The following is a 21,250-nucleotide window of genomic DNA, read 5'->3' as shown; positions in this document are numbered from 1 at the left end:
TCAATCATGAAGGGCAGTCGGATTCGATTAACCAGGCTTTTTAAGCCGATTCCGAACCGGCTCTGGCAAGCTCTCTCCATCGACCGGGAACATAATTCCGGCGGGGAGATAAAAAGCCGTGAGGCATCAAACAGCGACAGGTGGGGCCCATGCCCCGGGATCGAGCAGCGCATTGCGGCTCGATCCCCATTCACTTCCGGTTCGTTTCGAGGCGCATGATACCCGCGCCGACGGAGCGGTCCGCCATATCGAACTGCATCGTACCCGGGTCGTCCTGCATCGGGCCGTCAGCGGCATGCGCATGGCGATCAATGTGCGCGTCAGCGACTTTCTCGGCGTCACCCTGCGCGGTCTCGACGACGGCAAGATGCTGATGCTCGCGCATCGCGATCCATCACTGTCGATTCCATTGCTGGTCAGTTCCGACCGCGAAGAAATCGATATGGCCTGGCAGATGTGGAGCGAGATCTTCGCGCTTCCGCAATTGCCCGAGGAGAAGACCTGTGAACCATCGCAGCGTCGTCGCCGCCGCAACGCGATCCGCGAACGCCGCCCGAAATTTCTGGTGCGTCGTCGTCCCGGCGGACTGCTCGGCGAAGCCGGCATCTACAGAGGCGAGCGCGAGATCATCGCGCGACATTAGGAAGCAGGCAGGATTTCCTGCCGCTTCACTCACGGTAATCGCAAGACCTTGACCGGATTCATCATCCGATCGGGATCGAACGCAAGCTTCACACGCCGCATCAGATCGAGCTCGACGTCCGACGCATAAAGCGGAAGTCGATCGATATGCATGCGGCCGATGCCGTGTTCGGCACTGATGCTGCCGCCTGACGCAACGCTTTCCTGATGCACGATCGTATTGGCCTCGCCCGCCGCAGCCTCACGCACATCGGCATCACCTATGTCGTGAGGAAAGACGATAATGACATGGACATTGCCGTCACCGACATGGCCGCAGTGAGCGACCTGCGCCCGCGGAAATGTCTTCTGCAAGCGAAGCGTCACGCGGTCGATGAAATCCGGCAGCGCGGAGATCGGCACCGACGTGTCATTCGACACGGTGAAGCCCTCGCGCTTGTTCGATTCCGAAATCGTGTGCCGCAGGTTCCAGATCCGGTCGGCCTTGGCCTGATCGCTGGCGATCACCGCATCGACAATCAGATCGCGCTCCATGGCCGACGCCAGAGCACGCTCGAGACGCTCAACGGGCTCCCAGTCGGCGGCGCTGTCGGCCAGTTCGAGCAGCACATACCAGGGATCATCGCCGGCCATCGGGCTGGCATGCCGGGTGCTGTGACGCAGCACGATCTGCAACTGGCTTTGTGACATCAGCTCGAAGGCTTCGAGCCGCGCGCCCGTCGCCTGCTGGATGTGCTGCAACAGTTTCACGGCATCGCCGACCGTACGGAGCGACACCATGGCGGTGGCCGATGCCGTCAGCTTCGGGTGCAGCTTGAGCACCGCGGCTGTCACAATGCCGAGCGTTCCCTCGGCACCGATGAAGAGCTGCTTCAGATCATAACCGGTATTGTCCTTGCGCAGCGCCTTCAGCCCATTCCAGATCCGCCCGTCGGACAGAACCACTTCAAGGCCCAGCACCTGCTCGCGCATATTGCCATAGCGCAGCACGCCGGTGCCGCCGGCATTGGTGGAGATCAGCCCGCCGATCTCGCAACTGCCGACGCTGCCGAGCAATACCGGAAACAGACGGTCGTGCTGTTCGGCAAGGGCCCGGACATCTGCGAGGATACAGCCGGCTTCCAGTGTCATCGCATTGTTCAGCGGATCGATCGCGCGCACGCGATTGAGGCGCGAGACATTGATGATGAGACAGTCCAACCCGTCCGGCGCGACCGCGCCTCCGGTCAGGCCGGTATTGCCCGCCTGCGGCACGACGGCGACACCGAAGCGGCGGCAGGCGCCCATCAGCGCTGCCACCTCCTCGGTATTTCCCGGCAGCGCTACCGCAAGGGCAGCGCCGCGATAGCGCGCACGCCAATCCTGCTGATAGGGGTCGGCATCCGCACCCGTGCGAACATATTTGCCGCCAGTAACTGCGGCCACGGCCGCCAGAAATGCGGCGTGATCGGTCTTCGGAGAGGTCAACGACTATCCTTTCGCGGGTTACTCAGCCTTCAAACCCGCAGCCTGAATGATCGGGCCCCACTTCACGCCCTCGGCCTTGACCTGTGCTTCGAGCTCGGCACCGGTCGAGCCCACCGGATCGCCGCTCAGCTCGCGCAATTGCTTCGCCACATCCGGATCGGCGACGGCCTTGCGAAACTCCGCACTCAACCGCTCCGCGAGCGCCGGCGCCATGCCGGGCGGGCCGAACACCGCGTTCCACGTATAGGTCTCGTAATCAGGCAGGCCGGACTCGGCGATGGTCGGAATATCGGGGAAGGATGGCGACCGCTTCTTGGTGGTGACAGCCAGCGTGCGGATCGAGCCTGCCTTGATGAAGGGTGCTGCGCCGCTGAGCACGTCGAACAGGACGGGGATCTGTCCGCCCATCAGGTCGTTCATGGCCGGCGCGCCGCCGCGATAGGGCACGTGCTCCATCTTCACGCCCGCCTGCACCTTGAACAGTTCTCCCGACAGATTGGGCGGCGTGCCTACCCCGGACGACCCATAGCTGTATTTGGTCGGATCGGCCTTGAGCAGTGCGATCAGTTCCTTGACGGTGGTCGCTTGCACCTGCTTGGACACCATCAGCACATTGGGCACCGTGACCAGCATCGAGATCGCCGTGAAATCCTTCACCGGATCGTAGGGCGGCACCTTCGCCATGAGCGGGTTGATAGTGTGGGTGGAGATGGTGCCCATCAGCAGCGTCAGCCCATCGGGCTTGGCGCGCGCGACCCGCGTGGCACCGACCACGCCGCCAGCGCCGCCGACATTTTCAATGAGGATCGTTTGCCCGAGCTGATCGGAGACCTTTCTGGCGACATGCCTGCTGACAATGTCGGTGGCCCCGCCGGCCGCGAAAGGCACGATCAGCGTGATCGGGCTTTTCGGCAGGTCCGCCTGTGCCCAGGCAAGGGTGCCCGGAATCATCATGCTGGACGCCGCAACGGCCGCCGTGCGGCAGAACGTGCGGCGCGTGATCTTGCTCGCCATTGTTTCCCTACCCTTGATGATGTTTTTGTTTCCCACACTGGTTTTCCAGCATTGGGTATTCCAGCGATCGTCAGAAGGGCATCCATCCATATGGATGAACGCCCTTCCCTTTGTTCAGAGCGGCGTGTGTCCGAGCGCTGCGCGGAACCGGTTCTTCACATAGACGCCATCGCGCGGCGGCAGCACGCGCGGCGGGTTTTCGGCTTTCACCTTGATGGTCGCGAGCTTGACGCCATCGCGTGACGACAGTCGGCTGCGCAGATCCTCCACGCCGGCCATGTCGCGGATCTCGCGCGTCCACCCGAAGCCGCAGGCCTGCGCCACGCGATCGAGATTGACGCCTAGACCCGCGTGGCTGACCTGCATGCCGGTCTCGCCGAAATGCCCGTTGTCGAGAATCGCGATGGTGAGATTGGCCGGCTTGCGGGTGGCGATGGTGGCGAGCCCGCCCATCCCCATCAGCATCTCGCCATCGCCGGTGATGACCAGAACCGAATGATCCGGCTTCGCCGTGGCCAAGCCAAGGCCGACCATGGCCGCACTGCCCATCGCCGCCCAGAGATAGTAGTTGTTGTCGTGATCGCCGGCCGCCATCACGTCATAGGATGGTGAGCCGAGGCCGGTGACAACAAGCAGATCCTTGCGGCCGGCCAGCAGCTTCTGCACGACCTCGCGGCGATCGAGCGCGCCGCCTGCGTTTACTTGACCCACTGCTTCTCTCCAATCAAACGCTGCCCCAGGAGCAATGCGCAGGCTGCATCGCCATTGAATGCCATCGATGCAGCGCCATGCAACAGCGGCGCAACATCCTGCGGCTCGTCGGCGCGCCAGGTCAGCACGCCCATCAGGTTAAGCGCCTTCTCCGTCGCCTGCCCCATCGGGTTTTGCCAGCCGTTGAACTCGGCCCAGTCGCCGCGCATGGTCACGACCATCAGCAGCGGAAAGCGCGTGCAGGCCTGCAGCGCCAGTGTGTTGATGCAGTTACCGACGCCGCTCGACTGCATCAGCAGCGCGCCGCGCTCGCCGCCGAGCCAGGCGCCTGCGAGATAACCGATGCCCTCTTCCTCGGTGGTCAGCACCACGGAATTGATCGCATTGTCCTCGTCGGCGAGACGGATCGCCGTCGAATGACCGGCGTCGGGCACATAGACCACATGCTTGACGTCGGCCTCCTTCAGGATGCGGAACACATCGTGCCGCCAATCCACCTGTGAACCGGGCATGGGCCCTGCATCGGTCATTCCAGTCTCCATTGCTCGCAACATGCGCGGCGTCAGGCTTACCTTAAAGCAGACGGCGCATCGCATACCGATTTGCATAAGGAGATATGCCGAGATTTGATCTCTGGCGTTGCAACATCAGTCGCGCGCGAATGGTGCGACGCAGCTACACTTTCCGGGGATCGATCATGTGGCCGACCCAGATATTCCGGGCGACGAGATCGGCCGCGATCTCCGTGAATGTATCACCGACAAAACGCGCCGCCGCGCTGACCGAGCGGTCTGCCGGATAGGCCAGCACCAGCTTGCGCGCGGGTGTGGGATCGACCAATGGCGCCGCACAGAGCACGCCGCTCTCGACCAGCGCGTGGATCGGCCCGAGCGGAAGCGCGGTGGAGCCGACGCCATTGCGCACCAGATCGATCATCGCGCCGAAGGAGTCCGCCTCCACGGTGCCGCGCAATTGGATGCCGGCCTGCCGCGCGCATTCTTCCATGATCCCGCGCAAGCCGTGGCGCAGGCTGGGGAGAACCAGCTCTTCGTGAGCTAGCGCCGCGAAAGGAACGGGGCGATCCATCCGCAATCCCCTGCTGCCGGCACTGACGAATAACAGGTTCTCCATCATGACCGGCACGATGCGGAGCGAGCGCAGAGGCTGCGGATCATAAGATACGGCGAGTTCGAGCTCGCCGCGCTGCAGCCAGTCGAGCAGATGGCCCGTAAACGCCGATGACAACCGGATCGAGAGGTGCGGATGCACGTCCTTGATCTTCTTGACCAGGGGAACGGTGACGATCTCCGCCACCGTCGGCGTCGTGCCGATGGAGACCAGCCCCTTGAACGAGGCGCTTTCCTCCGAGGCAACATTGCGGATGGCATCGAGCTCGGTCATCACGCGGGTGGCGTGGTTGAGAACTTCGCGGCCGATCTCCGTGATGACCATGCCGCGCCCGTGCCGTTCGAACAGCACGGCACCGAGCTCTTTTTCCAGCAATCTGATCTGCCGGCTCAAGGCTGGCTGCGCGATGCGCAGGCGATCGGCGGCCTTGCTCAGGCTGCCCAGTTCGGCCACGTGGATGAGTGTCTTGAGCTGCGCGACGTCCATCTCTGTGGGTCCATCAATGCTTCAGGCGGCGCGATTACGCCGCACGCATGATGGCATCCACAAGCAATCCTGCAAACAGCAGCAGCCCCGCGTCGCGGTTGGATTTGAACAACCGCAGGCATAATGCGGAGTCGCTGATATCGGTGCGTGCGACCTGCCAGGCCAGATGCAGTGCGAACGCCGCGAGGCCGAGCCATGCCGGCCAGCGTGCACCGGCCAGCAGCAGCGACACGCCGATCAGCAACACCGCCGCGCCGTAGAACAGCATCAATGCCTGACGCGTGCGTTCGCCAAACAGCAGCGCGGTGGACTTCACGCCGATCAGTGCGTCGTCCTCGGTGTCCTGATGGGCGTAGAGCGTGTCATAGGCGATCACCCAGCAGATCGACCCGGCATAAAGCAGCAGCGCCGTCGCATCGATGCGGCCGAACACCACGGCGAAGCCCATCAGCGCGCCCCACGAGAAGGCGAGGCCGAGCACGCTTTGCGGCCAGTAGGTGATGCGCTTCATGAAGGGATAGGCGGCAACGATGCCCAGCGAAGCGATACCCGTGGCGATGGCGAAGGTGTTGAATTGCAGCAGCACCACGAGGCCGATCAGCGCCTGCAGCACCAGAAATGCAAAAGCCTGTTTCGCCGTGACCTGCCCGGCCGGGATCGGCCGCGAGCGCGTGCGCTCGACCTTCGCATCGAGGTCGCGATCGGTGATGTCGTTCCAGGTGCAGCCGGCGCCGCGCATGACGAAGGCGCCGATGAAGAACAGCACGATCATCCTCGGCAATTGATGGATATCGTGCGCCGTGCCGGAGGCAAGTGCCGCCGACCACCAGCATGGCATCAGCAGCAACCATGAGCCGATCGGACGGTCGAAGCGCGACAGCCGCAGATAGGGCCGCGACCACAACGGCGCCGAGCGATCGACCCAGTTGCCGGTCGCATCCGCAACGCGGGCGGCCGCGTCGCTCATTGGAACAGAATGATCTGCCACCCGATCATCGGGTGAGCACGTTGCCGTTCAGCGTATCGAAGGTGGTGCCGCCGCTCTTGCGCGCATTGTTCGCTTCCGGCAGCGAGGCCGAGGAGCCCAACACGTCGCTGAGGCGCGGTGCAGCCGCCGGGCCACCACCACGCTGCTGCTGACTGGCAACACTGCAGACCTTCTGCCGCATGCCTTCGGTGTTCTTGTGGCCGGTCTTCATTTGCTCGCCGACATTCGGTGGAATGCCGCACTTCTGCGCATTCGCCTCGATGTATTTGATCATCTTGACTTCGGTCTGCGAGAAAGAAGTGATCAGCTTGCAGGCCTCGTCCGGAGGCGCGCGACGCTCGCTCGCAGCCTTGATGGCAGCGCCCTTCTTTTCGGCGTCCTGACGCAAGGGCAGAAAGCCCTTCATGCAATCTTCGCCGCCGGGCGGACCCGCCTGCTGCGGCGGGGGGGCGCCGAAGCCGCCGCCACCGATTGGCGCTGCGCCATTCGAGGGAAACGCGCTGGGCGCAGCCGCGGCACCATTGACCGGCGGAAATGGCGAAGCCGCCGGCGCGCCATTTACCGGCGGGAACGGCGACGAGCTGGCAGGCGCAGCAGCGCTATTGCCCGGCAACGGCGCGGGAAACGCGCCCTGCGCATGAACTTCGATAGCCTGCATGGCGAAGACAGCCATGGTGAGCGGCACAATCAAACGACGGATGATCACAGATATTCCTCCGGCAGCTCAGTGCCCCGACTGAACGGGGGCGAAGCCCATCCTGATTCAGGACTTTCTACGATTCCTGCCAAGCCTTAACAACCCACCAACAGCACGGGGATTCGGGCGGCAGCACGGCGCAAACCCGCGATCCCGCATGATAATTCGTCGCAGTTGGGCTAAAGCTCGCCCTCTGAATGGAACATGAACGATGCCGCAAGCCGATTTCCGCAGTCCCCGCCTGTTTGTCGATGCGCCTTTTGCAGCCGACGCGACCATTTCGCTCGACCGCAACCAGAGCAATTACCTCGGCAATGTGCTGCGGCTCAGCGCCGGCGCCTCGGTGCTGGTGTTCAATGGCAAGGACGGCGAATGGCAGGCCGCCATTTCCGGCGGCAAGCGGGCAGACCGCCTGACCCTGCTGGCGCAAACGCGGCCGCAGGATCGCCTGCCCGACGTAACCTATGTGTTCGCGCCGCTGAAGCATGCCCGGCTCGATTACATGGTGCAGAAAGCCATCGAGATGGGCTCGGCGGCGCTGCAGCCGGTCATGACGCGCTTTACCCAGGCCAGCCGGGTGAATACCGAGCGGATGCGGGCCAATGTGGTCGAGGCGGCCGAACAATGCGGGATTCTGAGCGTGGCCACTGTGGCCGAACCGCTGAACCTGCCCAAATATCTCGACCAGCGGGATGCCAGCCGACTGCTGATCTTCTGCGACGAGGCCGCTGAAGTGGCCGATCCCGTGGCCGCGCTGACCGGCGCCCGGGAGGCCGCCTCAGCCGGAATCGACGTCTTGATCGGCCCGGAAGGCGGCTTTGCCGAGGAAGAACGGGCTTTGCTGCTGAAACAGGCCAATATCCTGCGGCTGGCGCTCGGACCGCGGATCATGCGGGCCGATACGGCGGCCGTCGCGGCGCTGGCGCTGGTGCAGACGGCCCTTGGTGACTGGAATGGTAACCAAGTAGGCAAATAACCCGCTGCCATGACCTGACATTAAGGCAGCCGGGCGATGGTGGTCGAAACGTCGCAACCGCCATGCTATGGGCTGCGCCAACGACCACTCTGTTGAGATTGCTGGACTTCGAGATGACCAAACCCGCCGCCCCTCGCGCGACCGGATCCGCTGCCTGGGCGGATGCGCTGCTGTTGTCATTTGCCGAGGCTGGCTATGCCCATGCCGAGCCGGCGATCCTGCAGCCGGCCGACCCGTTCCTCGACATGTCCGGCGAAGACATCCGCAAGAGCCTGTATCTGACGACCGATGCGTCTGGCGAAGAGCTGTGCCTGCGCCCGGATCTGACGATCCCGGTGGCGCGCGACTATCTCGCCTCACCGCAGGCCGGCCAGCCCGCGGGCTTCAGCTATCTCGGCCCGGTGTTCCGCTATCGGCAGGGCACGCCCAGCGAATTTCAGCAGGCCGGCATCGAATCCTTCGGCCGTCAGGACCGCGCCGCCGCCGACGCCGAAATGCTGGCGCTGGGTCTCGAGGCGACGGCAGCCTTCGGCCTCAGCGATATCGAAATCCGCACCGGCGACGTCGCGCTGTTCGCGGCGCTGATCGAGGCGCTCGACCTCTATCCGGTGTGGAAGCGGCGGCTGATGAAGGACTTCAACCGCAAAATCAGCCTGACCCACGATCTCGACCGGCTGACCCTCGCGGAATCGCCGGTGCGCAACGAATATGAAGGCGTGCTCGCCGCCCTGGCTGGCTCCGACCGCAAGGCGGCGCTGGCACTGGTCACCGACCTGATGTCGATTGCCGGCGCCACCAATGTTGGCGGCCGTTCGGTGGCAGAAATCGCCGACCGCTTCCTCGAACAGTCGACGCTGAAAGGCGGCGCGCTGCCGAAAGATGCGCTGGTGCTGATCAAGCGCTTCCTCGCCATCTCAGGCGATCCCGACGACGCCCTGCAGCAACTGCGCAAGCTCGCCTCCGATGCCAAGCTCAATATCACGGCCGCCATCGACGAATTCGAAAGCCGCATCGGCTTCATGGCGGCGCGCGGTATCGACACCAGCAGGACGCGTTTCTCGACCTCGTTCGGCCGGGGCGTCGATTACTACACCGGCTTCGAATTCGAACTGCACCGCAAGGGCAATGGCACCGAGCCGCTGGTCGCCGGTGGCCGCTATGATGGGCTGCTGACGCAGCTCGGAGCCGCCACGCCGATCCCGGCGGTCGGCTTCTCGGTCTGGATCGAAACCTTGACCCAACACGCCTCCTCGGCGCTCGTTTCCGGGAGTGCGTCATGACCGCACCATTCGTCCTCGCTGTTCCCTCCAAGGGCCGTCTGCAGGAAAACGCCGAAGCCTTCTTCACCCGCGCCGGCCTGACGCTGGCGAAGCCGGGCGGCGTGCGCGATTACCGCGGCACCATTGCCGGCTTCGACAATGTCGAAATCGCCTATCTCTCGGCCAGCGAGATCGCCTCGAACCTGGCGCGCGGCGCCGTGCATCTCGGCATCACCGGCGAAGATCTGCTGCGCGAGAGCATCCCCGACGCCGACAAGAAAGTTGCACTGATCGAAGGCCTCGGCTTCGGCAGCGCCAATGTGGTCGTCGCCGTGCCGCAGGCCTGGATCGACGTCCGCACCATGGCCGATCTCGACGACGTCACCACCGGATTCCGCGCGCAGCACAATCGCCGCATGCGCGTCGCCACGAAGTATATCAACCTGACACGCAACTTCTTCGCGTCACACGGCGTGGTCGACTACCGCATCGTCGAAAGCGCCGGCGCCACCGAAGGCGCACCTGCGACCGGCACCGCCGAACTGATCGTCGACATCACCACCACCGGCGCGACTCTCGTCGCCAACGGCCTCAAGGTGCTCGATGACGGCGTGATCCTGCGCAGCCAGGCCAATCTCGTCGCGTCGCGCGCCGCCGACTGGTCGCCCCAGGCGCGTGAAACCGCGAGCATCATTCTCGATCACATCGCCGCACGCGCCCGCGCCAGCAAGTACAAGGAAGTGCGCACGCGCTTTGCCGGTTGCAATCAGGCGCTGCTCACCGAGGCACATAACCGCTTCGGCGTCGTGTCGCCGTTCGGCGGCCCGACCTCATCGGGCATGATCACCCTGCACTGCCCGCCGACGCAGCTCTATGCACTCAGCAGCTTCCTGCGTGCCAATGGCGCAGATACCGTCTCGGTCGCATCGCTCGACTATGTGATGGATCGCGAGAATCCGCTGTTCGCCAAACTTGAGGCCTTCCTGCGGCAGTAATGCGCAGCGCCGCGTTTCGCCTTGCTGGCGAGCGCACGGGCTGATTACCATATGAGTCATGAGCCTGTTTTGGATACTGGAATCTGATCGATGATGCTGGGCAGCGACGTCTCTAGCCTGTCGACCGATGCCGCGACCGCCGCGGCGCAAGGTCTGTCGATCGTTGTGCCTGTCTACAACGAGGCGCCCGGCCTCGCCTTGTTTCATGAGCGGCTGGCCGCGCTCGCGACCACGCTGAAGGAACGCCACGGCCTCGCCTGCGAAGTCGTCTATGTCGATGATGGCAGCGCCGACGGCACGCTAGCGATCGCGCGCAGCCTGCAAGCCACGTCGCTCGACGTTCAGGTCGTGTCTCTGTCGCGCAATTTCGGCAAGGAAGCCGCGCTGATGGCGGGGCTCGACCATGTCACCAAGGGCGCCGTGCTGTTCATGGATGGCGACGGCCAGCATCCGCCATCGCTGGTCGAACAGCTGGTGCGCCACTGGATCGTCGAAGGCTATGACGTCGTCTACACGGCCAAAGCCCATCGCGACAACGAATCCTTCCTGCGCCGTCAGGCCGTGCGCGGCTTCTATGCGCTGATCAACTGGGGCGCGCGGCAAAAGATTCCGGAAGACGCCGGCGACTTCCGTTTGCTGTCGCCGCGTGCGGCTGCGGCGCTGCGCCAGCTGCCGGAGCGCAACCGCTTCTTCAAGGGACTGGCCACCTGGATCGGCTTCCGCCAGCTGCGCGTCGACTATGAGCCGGCGGCGCGCGAACACGGCGTCACCTCGTTCAATCCGAAACAGCTGATCGGCCTGTCGATCGAAGGACTGACCTCGTTCTCCGTCGCGCCGCTGCGTTTCGCCAGCCTGCTCGGGCTGCTGCTCGCCTTCGGCGCGTTCCTGTTCGGTCTGTCGATCCTGTGGGAGACGATGATCTCCGGCAAATCCGTGCCGGGCTATCCGTCGTTGGTCGTCGGCCTGATGACCATCGGCGGCGTGCAGCTGATCATGATCGGCGTGCTCGGCGAATATATCGGCAAGATCCTCTCCGAGCTGAAGGCGCGGCCGATCTATTTCGTCGCCGAACACAGCGTGAAGCGCAATGCCTCCGACAGCGCCGTGCAAACCACCGACCGGACCGCCGCCGAATGACCGGCGCAGCCCTGCGCCGCATCACACTCTGCGCCGACGACTACGGCATCAGCCCCGGCGTCAATCAGGGCATCCGTGAACTCATCACGCTTGGACGTCTCAATGCGACTTCGGTGATGGTTGTCGGCCCCGCCATCACCCGCAATGACGTCAGCGCCTTGCAGGACGCGGTCGCGAAGAACCCGAATTGCGGGATCGGACTCCACGCGACGCTGACCGCGCCGTTTCATCCGCTGACGATGCACTACCGGCCGCTGCGCGATGAGCTTTTTCTGCCACTCGGCAGAATGCTGCGTTTCAGTCTGCTGCGAAAACTCGATCGCGAGGCCATCGAAACCGAGCTGACGGCGCAGATCGCGAAGTTTGCGGCCCTGTTCGGGCGCGCCCCTGACTATGTCGACGGGCACCAGCACGTGCAGACCTTCCCGCAGGTGCGCGACGCGATCCTCGCATCAGTGAAGAAAAACGCGCCAAGGGCCTGGGTGCGGCAGTCCGGCCGCGTGCTGCCTTTGGGCCAACGCCTCGATAATCCGAAGGCGCTGTTGCTCGACACGCTCAGCGCCACGTTTCGCCGGCGTGCGACGCGCGCCGGCGTGCCGTTCAATCGGGGATTCGCCGGCGCCTATGATTTCACCAGGCAAACCGACTTCGGTGCGCTGATGGCCGGCTTCCTCGACGGCCTCCCGGACGGCGGACTGGTGATGTGCCATCCGGGCCATGTCGATGAGATCCTGATCGACCTCGATCCGTTCACCGACCAGCGCGAGCGCGAATACCAATATCTCGCAAGCGATGCCTTCGCGCAGTTGCTGGCAGCGAACAACGTCACGCTGGCGCGTTAGTCGGCGAACTGTCCACTCGCCTTGATGATCGGCGCCCAGCGGTCGACTTCGCTGTCGAGCTGCTTCTTCAACGCCTGCGGCGTGGCCTGATCCTGTGGTACGGGATCGGTGTTGATGTCGTTGAAGCGCTTGATCAGCTCGGGATCACGCAGCGATTCCTGCAGCGTCTTGGCGAGTTTCTGCACGACGTCATCCGGCGTGCCCTTCGGCGCATAGATGCCGTGCCAGGCGCCAGCCTCGAAGCCTTTCAGGCCAGCCTCATCTGCAGTGGGCAGATCCGGCATGGACGACAGACGAGTCTTTGTGGTGATGGCGTAGCTCTTGACGAGTTTCGCCGCGATCGGGCCGGTGGTGTTGGTCGTCTGGTCACAGGTGAGGTCGATCTGGCCCGCGATCAAATCGTTCATCACCGGGCCGTTGCCCTTGTAGGGCACCGACAGTATCTGCTTGTCGATGGCATTCATGAACATCAGGCCGCAGAGTTGCGAGGCCGCGCCGAGGCCGGCATTGCCGAAGGTCATCTTGTCGCCGTTGGCCTTGATATAGGTGATCAGCTCGGCCAGCGAATTCGGCGGCAGGTTCGGCCGCGCAATGATGGTCATCGGCGCATTGGTGACGAGACCGATCGGCGCGAAGGCGGTCTTGGTGTCGTAGGGCAGCTTGCGATACAGCGTTGCCGCCGTCGAAATGCCAATGTGATGGATCAGGATCGTGTAGCCGTCCGGCTCTGCGCGTGCCGCGCGTGCCGCGGCGATGGTGCCGCCGGCGCCGGTGGCGTTTTCGATGATGATGGTCTGGCCGAGCAACTTCGACATGGTCGCCGCGGTGACGCGCGCGACCGTGTCGGTGGCACCGCCGGCCGCGAACGGCACGAGCATGGTGATCGGCCTGTTCGGATAGTTGCTTTGCGCGAACGCGGCTGAACTCACCATTGCAAGTACGGTGGCCAGTATGGCTGAGCGTTTCATGTGGTTCTCCCGGTGAAATTCGTTGTTTTTATTGGTCGTTTGATCGCCCCGGCATTGGCCGGGACGATTGAAAATGGCGTCAGACGTTCGAACTATGGATCGCGTCCACCACGGCGTCGGTCACTTCTTTCGTTGTGGCCTTTCCGCCAACATCGGGCGTGATGATGCCGGCTTCGCAGACTTTCTCCACGGCACGCATCAGCCGCGCAGAAGCATCCGGCTCGCCGAGATGATCGAGCATCTGCGCCGCGGTCCAGAAACTCGCGACGGGATTGGCGATGCCCTTGCCGGTGATATCGAAGGCCGAGCCGTGGATCGGCTCGAACATCGAGGGGAATCGGCGCTCCGGATCGATATTTGCCGTCGGCGCGACGCCGAGGCTGCCGGCCAGTGCGCCGGCGAGGTCGGAGAGAATGTCAGCGTGAAGATTGGTCGCCACGATGGTGTCGAGGCTCTGCGGCTTCAGCGTCATTCGCACCGTCATGGCGTCGACCAGCATTTTGTCCCAGGTGACGTCGGGGAATTCCTGCGACACTTCGTCGGCAATCTCGTCCCACATCACCATGCCGTGACGCTGCGCATTCGACTTGGTGACAACAGTGAGCAGTTTTCGCGGCCGCGACTGCGCCAGCTTGAACGCATAGCGCATGATCCGCTGCACGCCGACGCGGGTGAACACCGACACTTCGGTGCCGACTTCCTCGGGCAGTCCACGATGCACGCGGCCGCCGCAGCCGGCATATTCACCTTCGGAATTCTCGCGCACGATCACCCAGTCGAGATCGCCTGTATTCACGTTGCGCAGCGGCGAGGTGATGCCGGGCAGGATCTTGGTCGGGCGCACATTGGCGTATTGGTCGAAGCCCTGGCAGATCGGCAGCCGCAGACCCCAGAGCGTGATGTGATCCGGCACGTCGGGCGCGCCCACCGCGCCGAAATAGATCGCGTCGAACTTCTTCAGTTTCGGCAGACCGTCGGCCGGCATCATCACGCCGTGCTTGCGGTAATAGGCCGAGCCCCAGTCGAAGGTCTCGACATTGAAAGTGACATCGCCGACGCGCTTCTGCAGCGCTTCCAGCACGCGGGTGCCGGCGGCGATGACTTCGGGGCCGATGCCGTCGGCCGGAATGGCCGCGATGGAATATTCGCGCATGGTGAGGTCTCTGCTGGGTTGAGTTGATTAGTCCCACCCTGCAGGCCGGCCGCGCCGGGCTCAATCGCATTGGATTGTGCAAATAAATGATATAATGGATTGTCGGGCGACAAGAGTTCGCCGGGAGGACCGATGGACCTGCATCAGCTGCGCTGTTTTGTCGTCGCGGCGGACGAGCTGCATTTCGGCCGCGCCGCGCAGCGGCTCGAGATGATGCCGTCGGCGCTCGGCCGCACCATCCGCATGCTGGAAGACGATCTCGGCACGCGCCTGCTGACGCGCACCACACGCAGCGTGGCATTGACCGACGACGGTGCCGAATTTCTGCAACAGGCGCGCGACCTCATCGCCCATGCCGACGAGATCGCATCGTCATTCCGCGAACGCGTGCGCGCCCGCGCCGCCACGATCCGCGTTGGTGCGATCGACAGCGCCGCCGCCGGACTACTTCCGGCATTGCTTCACGATCTTCGTGAGCAAGCTCCGGACGTCGCGATCAGGCTGGTTGAGGACAAGACGATCCGTCTGCTCCCTCGCCTGCTGTCCGGCCGGCTCGATCTCGCTTTCGTCCGGCCGCCTCAGAGCGCCGACAAGCGGCTGGAATTCATGTTTCTATTTCACGAGACGGCGGTGGTGGCCATCTCCGAACGGCATCCGCTGGCATCGCGCGCGACTCTGTCGATCCCGGACATTGCTGACGAGCCGCTGATCGTGCCGGAGCGACGTTCGCGGCCGCATAGTCACGACCTGACGATGAAGCTGTTTGCAGAGTCCGGACTACAGGCAAATGTCGTCCAGATTGCCGACGAGAAGCAGACCATCGTCAATCTCGTGGCCGCCGAGATCGGGCTGGCAATCGTGCCGCGCTGGACCTCGCGCATGCCCGCGCGCGGGGTTCGCTATATGCCACTGGGCATGGCGGCGATGAACAGACTGCCCCTCGCCGCAGCCTGGATCAGGGGGACCCGCGATCCGGCACGGGATCAGGTGCTCGACTTGCTGCAGCACAACCTCGCACGCTATGCCCGCGAGGCGTGAGGCCCGTCACCTGCCGTTTTGTCGCATACCGAAATTTAATCCGGCGGGCACTATTCGCGACACAAAGCGTCATTACATCTCCTGCGCGCTATTCGAGGCGCGGCTTTGAGACAGAGGACGCCATGACACCGCAAGAACGCCAACTGGTTGACGATCTCTTTGACCGGCTCAGCAAGGTTGAAGGCGCGCCACGCGATCCGGACGCCCTCGACGCCATTGCGCAGGGCCAGCGCCGCGCGCCCAATGCGCTCTATGCGCTGGTCCAGACCGTATTGCTGCAGGACGAAGCGCTGAAGCGCGCCCATGAGCGCATCCAGCAGCTCGAAGGTAACGGCGCCCCCGAACAGGCTCCGCAGGGCGGCTTTCTCGATTCGATGCGTGACGCCCTGTTCGGTCAGGCTCAGAACCCCAACCCGCCGCGCGGCTCCGTGCCGAGCGTACGCCCGCCCGAACCGAGCCGCGCTGCCTGGAACACCGGACAGGTCCTCGGCCAGCCGCAGCCGCAAGCTGGCTATGGCCAGGGCGGATACGGCCAGGGCGGCTATGGCCAAGGTCCGGGACCGGGCCAGTTCGGCCAGCAGCAGCCCCAGGCTGGCGGTGGCGGTTCGTTTCTGGGTACCGCAGCGGCGGCCGCAGCCGGCGTGGTCGGCGGCTCGCTTCTGCTCGGCAGTATCCGTTCGATGATGGGCGGCAGCCACCAGCAAGGTTTCGGCGACGCCGCCAATGCCAGCGAGAGCAGGAGCCCCTGGAGCTCAGGTTCGGATTCGTCCGGCGGCAGCCTCGCCAATCAGGCCGGCGTCAATGACATCGGCTCGTCCAGCGGCTCCCGCGCCGGATCGTTCGATCAGGCACAGGCCGACGCCGATCAGGACCAGGATCAAGACCAGGACGACGGCGACTACGACTCCATGGACATGGATTCCGACGACAGCGATTTCGCCTGATCATCGGGCGGCACACCCTTAACCTCTCCCCGCTATGCGGGGAGAGGTCGGCCGGCGAAGCCGGACGGGTGAGGGGCATCACGCGATAAAGGCCTCGGTCGCTCAACTATCGGATCGGATTTTAGCAGCAAAAGACGGTATGCCGTAACGGAGGGATTCGACGGCTCCGTCCTGGTGAGAGCGCCTGCCCCGCCCCTCACCCGGCGCTACGCGCCGACCTCTCCCCGCTATGCGGGGAGAGGTTAAGCAAGATCAGATCACGATGACCTTTGCACCGACACCGACTCGGCCATAGAGATCGATGACGTCCTCGTTGCGCATGCGGATGCAGCCTGAAGAAACATTGGTGCCAATCGTCCATGGCTCGTTGGAGCCGTGAATACGATACAGGGTCGAGCCGAGATACATCGCGCGGGCGCCGAGCGGATTCTCCGGACCGCCTTCCATGTAACGCGGCAGGTCAGGACGGCGCGCCAGCATTTCCTTTGGCGGCGTCCACGACGGCCATTCCTTCTTCGCCGTGATCGTCTTTACACCGGACCAGGTGAAGCCCGGCCGGCCGACGCCGATGCCATAGCGCATCGCTCTGCCGCCGCCCTGCACCAGAAACAGGAACTTGTTCGGCGTATCGACGACGATGGTGCCGGCGCTTTCGCTGCCCTGATACTCGACCATCTGCGGTTGATACTTGGGGTCCATCGCGGGACGCGCAGCGTCTGCCGTCTCTTCCTGCCGATAGACACGCTGTTGCGGATCCATCGGCGGCAGCAGCGAACGTCGCTGCTCGTAGGAGTAGTCCGGCTGTTGCTGATAACGCTGGCCCTGCTGTGCCGGACCATCGCTGAACAGAAACTCGATGAAGCCACCGCCCATGCGCGAGCGCTCGGCATAGGCCGTGCGCTGCATGGGACGCTGCGGCTGCTGCGCATAGACCACCGAAGGCTCGGCGAATGGCGCTGCGGCTTCCACCGCAAGCGCCTGATGGAATCCAGCGCCGATGAAGGACGCGCTGGCGAGAAGCGTGAGAGAGAACTTTTTGAACATCGACGTACTCTGCACTGTTTCGTCGTGCGCGTTCTCACCTGAGAAGCGCTTTGCACACTCCGACTTAAGGTTAAAATCGCCTCGGTTTGGTAAACACAATCGCCGTTTGGATTCACCACATCGTCAGAAGGCGCTGTTCTGTCAGGTAGCGTTTATTTTGACTAAACGCGAAGGCTCCATGGTTAACTAACAGTTCTCACAGAGATACTTGAGCATCGGTACGAAGTTCCCGCGTGAACTTCACGTTAAACTCATGCGTATACGAACGGGGAATTGATTGAACGTTGGGGGACCTGATGTCTGTTCGTCGCAAGCGATTTCGCATTGAAGAAGTTTTCGGTACCGCACCTATGCCCAATGAAGTTGTAGGCAGCGAGCCAATGCCGATGCATCGCGAAATCATGGCCGAGCTCCGCGCGATCCGCGCGCAGATGGGAACGCCGGGCCGCAACGCCGTGACAGATCAGGTCGGCGCCGCCGCCGATCAACAAATCGCGGAAGCGCAGTCCCTGCTCGCAACCTATCGCGCACAGATCGAGCAGTGCGAAAAGCTGAAGATCGAACTCGACCTCATCCACGACGCCATTACCCGCACCAAGCAGGAAATCGCAGTTCTTCATGGCAAGAGCTTCGAAGGCGACGAAATGGCCAAGGTCAACGGTGAACTCGGCGCCGTCGTCGGCGGCACCGAAGAAGCCACCCAGCAGATCCTCGCCGCAGCCGAAGCCATCGACAACGCATCGACAGCGCTCGGCAAGGTAACCTCGCCCGACCAGCAGAAGCAGATGCTCGAAGAGATCGGCGACAATGTCGTCGCGATCTTCGAAGCCTGTAACTTCCAGGATCTCACCGGCCAGCGCATCAGCAAGGTCATGACCACCATGAAGTTCATTGAGAATCGCATCACCGCGATGATGGACATCTGGGGTGGCGTCGACGAGATCAAGGCGCACGCGCCGGCGAAGGTCGACGAGCGCGGCGAAGACGAGAAGCTGCTGAACGGTCCGAAGCTGGATGGCGATATCGGCCATGCCTCGCAGGACGATATCGACGCGATGTTCGGCTAAGGTTGATGACTGACTAACGCCGGGTGGCGACACCCGGCGGACGGATGGCCAGAAAACACCCCAGAACGATCAGGGCACCGATCGTGCCCAGTTGCAGGACGGTGCGGTCGGACAGCGTCTCGACCGCCGATGCCACCACGAACGGCGCAAAAGCCTGCACGAACAAGGCCGGCCGCGCGATACGGCCGATGACACGGCCATAGCCCACCGGACCGAACATCAGAAGCGGCAGCGCGCCCCGCGCGATGGTCATGACGCCATTGGCGGCGCCGAACGCGATGGCGAACAATGCCGCCAGCGGAAACGATATTCCGGCAAAGGCCAGCATCGCAAAGGCTGACACCACGAGCACCACCGCCCCGCGCGCGATCCACAGCGGATGGGTGCGCCCCGCCAGCATGAAGTCAGCCAGCCGCGATGCCACCTGCGCCGGGCCGAACATCGCGCCGATGGTCACCGCCGTTGCAGCGCTGAGCCCGCCGCGTTCCAGCAGGGCCAAGAGGTTCGACGTCACGCCCGACAGAATGAAACTGTAAAGCGAGAAAGCCGCGGCCAGCAGGATGAACGGCCAGCCTTGCGGGCGCAGGGTTGCCTGCTGGGGGACGACAACGGCATCCGCCACGGGCAGAGGCGCAACGGCAACATGGCGCGGCAAGGCAAAGGCATGCAGCGGCGCAACGACAAAGGCGAAGATCGCTGCGAAGGCCAGATAGGTGCCCCGCCAGCCGACAGCCTCAAGCAGAAGATGGGTCGCCGGCCAACCGACCGTCGAGGCGAAGCCGCCCGCAAAGGTCACGAAGGTGATCTGCCGCCGCGCCGAAGCCCCGAAGATCCGCGTCAGCGTCGCAAAGGCCGGATCGTAGAGCGACGCCGACATCGCAGCGCCGAGCAACAGCCAGCAGGCGAGATAGGTCACGGGATGATCGGCAACCGAAAACAGCGCGAGGCCCAAAGCACCAGCCAGCGCGCCGGATGCCATCACCACATTGCCGCCGTGCCGGTCGATCAATCCGCCGACGATGGGCGACAACACCCCCGATACGATCAGCCCCAACGAAAAGCCGGCCATACCGAAGGCCAGCGACCAGCCATGCGCCGCCGTGACATGCGGCATGGTCAGCACCGGAGGATAGATCAGGATGCCCCAGGTCAGGATCTGGGTGAATGCCAGCACGAGGACCGCGCGGCCCGGTCCGAAAACAAGGTCGCGCAATCGGTGCATGATCTCACATTGTCAGCAGAATGGCGGGACCCGCACTACGCCTCAGGTCATGCCTTGGGCGCGCAGCGGACATAGACCATGTTGCCGTAACGGACGGCAGCGTCCTTGTCGATAAAGCGTGTGACGAGCACCCGGCCGTCGAAAGACACGATCTCGCGGTCCTTTTCGCCACCGGCAGGGCCGGGCGGACCGATGTAGTTTTTGCCGCTCTGACTGCCCTTAAGGCGCAGTTCCTGCGGCGTCGCCTCGTCGGCAAGATGCATCATAACGCCGCCGGTGGCGCCCTGACCGATGATATAGGGGTTCTTGCACTGGCCACGCGCGGCATTCTCGGTGCGAACGCGGTCATTGGGATTCATGTAGGACGCCAGGCCCCAACGGCCGACGAGCTCCTCCGAGCGGATGGATGCTGGCAGTTCCGGCGCCGGCGGAGGCTCGGGCGGCGGTGTCGGCTGCGAGTTCCCAAAGCTGAAGCCGCCCAATCCACCAGACGTGCCGCACCCGCCCAATGACAGCGCCAAAGTTGAAACGATCGCCAGATGGGCAATCGTGCGGGCGTAGCGTGACCTGATCATATCATCCCCTGAGCAAATTCCCCGACTGCCCGTCCCAGCAGCCAAGCGCAAAACACCTGACGGAGCAATAAGGCCGGCCAAGTTACGCCGATGCTCCGTTATGGTTTCCAGATCATCCCATATTGGCCTCACCAAGGCCTTAAGGCCTCGCTTGACTCAAAAAGCGTCTGGTCATATCTCCCGGACGCTCAATTAGCACTCCCGGAGCGCGATTGCTAAGGGAATGAGCCGGCCGCCTCGAGCGTTCCGGCTGGATTCCAGCCCGCCTCCGTGATGGCACCCAGATCGCAACCCAAAGGGACAATCCCATGGCCAAGACCAAATTCCGCCCGCTGCATGACCGCGTCGTCGTCAAGCGCATCGTCGCCGACGAGAAGACCAAGGGCGGCATCATCATCCCGGACAGCGCCAAGGAAAAGCCGTCGGAAGGCGAAGTCGTCGGCGTCGGCCCTGGCGGTCGCGACGAAGCCGGCAAGCTGATCCCGATCGACATCAAGGTCGGCGACAAGGTTTTGTTCGGCAAGTGGTCGGGCACCGAGATCAAGCTCGACGGCGAAGAACTCCTCATCATGAAGGAGTCGGACATCATGGGCGTGATCGCTTAAGCGACGCCGCCCGCCACAAACGCTGTCATCACCGGGGCAAGCCCGGTCATGACAGCGTTTTAAGTTCACCTTTCAGGAATTCAGGAGCACCATCACATGGCAGCCAAAGACGTTAAATTCTCCGGAGACGCGCGCGATCGCATGCTGCGCGGCGTCGACATTCTCGCCAACGCCGTCAAGGTCACGCTCGGTCCGAAGGGCCGCAATGTCGTGATCGAGAAGTCGTTCGGCGCGCCCCGCATCACCAAGGACGGCGTCACCGTCGCCAAGGAGATCGAGCTCGAGGACAAGT

Annotated in this window: 23 protein-coding genes; 11 read left to right on the top strand and 12 right to left on the bottom strand. The window is 63.6% G+C overall.

What is annotated here, in order from left to right; all coding sequences use genetic code 11:
- Nucleotides 1-118: 118 nt before the first annotated feature.
- Entirely contained in the window at nucleotides 119-643 is a 525-nt protein-coding gene (locus tag ACEK02_RS22085; RefSeq protein ID WP_371423689.1) for a DUF6101 family protein, read from the top strand.
- Between the two features lie 29 nt (nucleotides 644-672).
- Here ACEK02_RS22085 and ACEK02_RS22080 read toward each other — a convergent pair whose 3' ends face one another.
- From ACEK02_RS22080 to ACEK02_RS22050, 7 genes are all read right to left on the bottom strand, one after another.
- Entirely contained in the window at nucleotides 673-2,109 is a 1,437-nt protein-coding gene (locus ACEK02_RS22080) for an FAD-binding oxidoreductase (protein WP_371423688.1), read from the bottom strand.
- A gap of 18 nt (nucleotides 2,110-2,127) precedes the next feature.
- Nucleotides 2,128-3,123 (bottom strand): Bug family tripartite tricarboxylate transporter substrate binding protein, encoded by a 996-nt coding sequence (locus tag ACEK02_RS22075; RefSeq protein ID WP_371423687.1) that lies wholly within the window; start codon nucleotides 3,121-3,123, stop codon nucleotides 2,128-2,130.
- Nucleotides 3,124-3,237: 114 nt separating this feature from the next.
- Nucleotides 3,238-3,834 carry a thiamine pyrophosphate-dependent enzyme gene (locus ACEK02_RS22070; protein WP_371423686.1) on the bottom strand — a complete coding sequence of 199 codons (597 nt, stop codon included), beginning with the start codon at nucleotides 3,832-3,834 and terminating at the stop codon, nucleotides 3,238-3,240.
- Nucleotides 3,822-4,364, bottom strand: coding sequence for a thiamine pyrophosphate-binding protein (locus tag ACEK02_RS22065; RefSeq protein WP_371423685.1), 543 nt, complete (start codon nucleotides 4,362-4,364; stop codon nucleotides 3,822-3,824). Before ACEK02_RS22065 ends, ACEK02_RS22070 begins: the two co-directional genes overlap by 13 nt.
- A gap of 145 nt (nucleotides 4,365-4,509) precedes the next feature.
- On the bottom strand, nucleotides 4,510-5,448 hold the full coding sequence (locus tag ACEK02_RS22060; protein WP_371423684.1) for a LysR substrate-binding domain-containing protein: 939 nt from the start codon (nucleotides 5,446-5,448) through the stop codon (nucleotides 4,510-4,512).
- Nucleotides 5,449-5,482: 34 nt separating this feature from the next.
- Complete coding sequence (ubiA, locus tag ACEK02_RS22055; protein ID WP_371423683.1) at nucleotides 5,483-6,415, bottom strand: 4-hydroxybenzoate octaprenyltransferase; 933 nt, start codon at nucleotides 6,413-6,415, stop codon at nucleotides 5,483-5,485.
- Between the two features lie 25 nt (nucleotides 6,416-6,440).
- Nucleotides 6,441-7,142, bottom strand: a complete 702-nt coding sequence (locus ACEK02_RS22050; protein WP_371423682.1) for a hypothetical protein — start codon at nucleotides 7,140-7,142, stop codon at nucleotides 6,441-6,443.
- A gap of 202 nt (nucleotides 7,143-7,344) precedes the next feature.
- Here ACEK02_RS22050 and ACEK02_RS22045 point away from each other — a divergent pair, with 202 nt between their 5' ends.
- From ACEK02_RS22045 to ACEK02_RS22025, 5 genes are all read left to right on the top strand, one after another.
- A complete protein-coding gene (locus tag ACEK02_RS22045; protein ID WP_371423681.1) occupies nucleotides 7,345-8,109 on the top strand; it encodes a 16S rRNA (uracil(1498)-N(3))-methyltransferase in 765 nt (254 codons plus the stop codon).
- A 113-nt stretch (nucleotides 8,110-8,222) separates the two neighbouring features.
- A complete protein-coding gene (locus tag ACEK02_RS22040) occupies nucleotides 8,223-9,389 on the top strand; it encodes an ATP phosphoribosyltransferase regulatory subunit (protein ID WP_371423680.1) in 1,167 nt (388 codons plus the stop codon).
- Nucleotides 9,386-10,363: an ATP phosphoribosyltransferase gene (gene hisG / locus ACEK02_RS22035; protein WP_371423679.1), complete on the top strand. Its 978-nt coding sequence runs from the start codon at nucleotides 9,386-9,388 to the stop codon at nucleotides 10,361-10,363. Before ACEK02_RS22040 ends, hisG begins: the two co-directional genes overlap by 4 nt.
- Nucleotides 10,364-10,456: 93 nt before the next feature.
- Nucleotides 10,457-11,500, top strand: coding sequence for a glycosyltransferase family 2 protein (locus ACEK02_RS22030; protein ID WP_371423714.1), 1,044 nt, complete (start codon nucleotides 10,457-10,459; stop codon nucleotides 11,498-11,500).
- Nucleotides 11,497-12,342, top strand: coding sequence for a ChbG/HpnK family deacetylase (locus tag ACEK02_RS22025; protein WP_371423678.1), 846 nt, complete (start codon nucleotides 11,497-11,499; stop codon nucleotides 12,340-12,342). Before ACEK02_RS22030 ends, ACEK02_RS22025 begins: the two co-directional genes overlap by 4 nt.
- Here ACEK02_RS22025 and ACEK02_RS22020 read toward each other — a convergent pair.
- Together ACEK02_RS22020 and ACEK02_RS22015 are read right to left on the bottom strand one after the other, a co-directional pair.
- Nucleotides 12,339-13,310: a tripartite tricarboxylate transporter substrate-binding protein gene (locus tag ACEK02_RS22020; RefSeq protein WP_371423677.1), complete on the bottom strand. Its 972-nt coding sequence runs from the start codon at nucleotides 13,308-13,310 to the stop codon at nucleotides 12,339-12,341. The two genes, ACEK02_RS22025 and ACEK02_RS22020, sit on opposite strands and share 4 nt — an antisense overlap.
- Nucleotides 13,311-13,389: 79 nt before the next feature.
- Nucleotides 13,390-14,463 carry a tartrate dehydrogenase gene (locus ACEK02_RS22015; RefSeq protein ID WP_371423676.1) on the bottom strand — a complete coding sequence of 358 codons (1,074 nt, stop codon included), beginning with the start codon at nucleotides 14,461-14,463 and terminating at the stop codon, nucleotides 13,390-13,392.
- A 132-nt stretch (nucleotides 14,464-14,595) separates the two neighbouring features.
- Between ACEK02_RS22015 and ACEK02_RS22010 the strand changes: the two genes are divergently transcribed.
- Nucleotides 14,596-15,501: a LysR family transcriptional regulator gene (locus ACEK02_RS22010; RefSeq protein WP_371423675.1), complete on the top strand. Its 906-nt coding sequence runs from the start codon at nucleotides 14,596-14,598 to the stop codon at nucleotides 15,499-15,501.
- 122 nt (nucleotides 15,502-15,623) lie between these two features.
- On the top strand, nucleotides 15,624-16,445 hold the full coding sequence (locus ACEK02_RS22005; RefSeq protein WP_371423674.1) for a DUF2076 domain-containing protein: 822 nt from the start codon (nucleotides 15,624-15,626) through the stop codon (nucleotides 16,443-16,445).
- Nucleotides 16,446-16,697: 252 nt separating this feature from the next.
- Here ACEK02_RS22005 and ACEK02_RS22000 read toward each other — a convergent pair whose 3' ends face one another.
- Nucleotides 16,698-17,489, bottom strand: a complete 792-nt coding sequence (locus ACEK02_RS22000; RefSeq protein WP_371423673.1) for a L,D-transpeptidase — start codon at nucleotides 17,487-17,489, stop codon at nucleotides 16,698-16,700.
- A gap of 296 nt (nucleotides 17,490-17,785) precedes the next feature.
- On the opposite strand from ACEK02_RS22000, the gene ACEK02_RS21995 reads away from it, so the two are divergent.
- Nucleotides 17,786-18,556, top strand: coding sequence for a protein phosphatase CheZ (locus tag ACEK02_RS21995; protein WP_371423672.1), 771 nt, complete (start codon nucleotides 17,786-17,788; stop codon nucleotides 18,554-18,556).
- Nucleotides 18,557-18,569: 13 nt separating this feature from the next.
- Here ACEK02_RS21995 and ACEK02_RS21990 read toward each other — a convergent pair whose 3' ends face one another.
- On the bottom strand, nucleotides 18,570-19,778 hold the full coding sequence (locus ACEK02_RS21990) for an MFS transporter (RefSeq protein ID WP_371423671.1): 1,209 nt from the start codon (nucleotides 19,776-19,778) through the stop codon (nucleotides 18,570-18,572).
- 47 nt (nucleotides 19,779-19,825) lie between these two features.
- A complete protein-coding gene (locus ACEK02_RS21985) occupies nucleotides 19,826-20,353 on the bottom strand; it encodes a hypothetical protein (protein ID WP_371423670.1) in 528 nt (175 codons plus the stop codon).
- Nucleotides 20,354-20,661: 308 nt separating this feature from the next.
- Here ACEK02_RS21985 and ACEK02_RS21980 point away from each other — a divergent pair, with 308 nt between their 5' ends.
- Entirely contained in the window at nucleotides 20,662-20,958 is a 297-nt protein-coding gene (locus tag ACEK02_RS21980) for a co-chaperone GroES (RefSeq protein ID WP_089261928.1), read from the top strand.
- A gap of 96 nt (nucleotides 20,959-21,054) precedes the next feature.
- Nucleotides 21,055-21,250: TCP-1/cpn60 chaperonin family protein (locus tag ACEK02_RS21975; RefSeq protein WP_371423669.1), on the top strand; the 196-nt coding region annotated here is incomplete at its 3' end.

This window comes from Tardiphaga sp. (assembly GCF_041424195.1).
In the GTDB taxonomy this organism is placed as follows: Bacteria; Pseudomonadota; Alphaproteobacteria; order Rhizobiales; family Xanthobacteraceae; genus Tardiphaga.
This window is presented reverse-complemented; position numbering and strand designations above follow the sequence as displayed.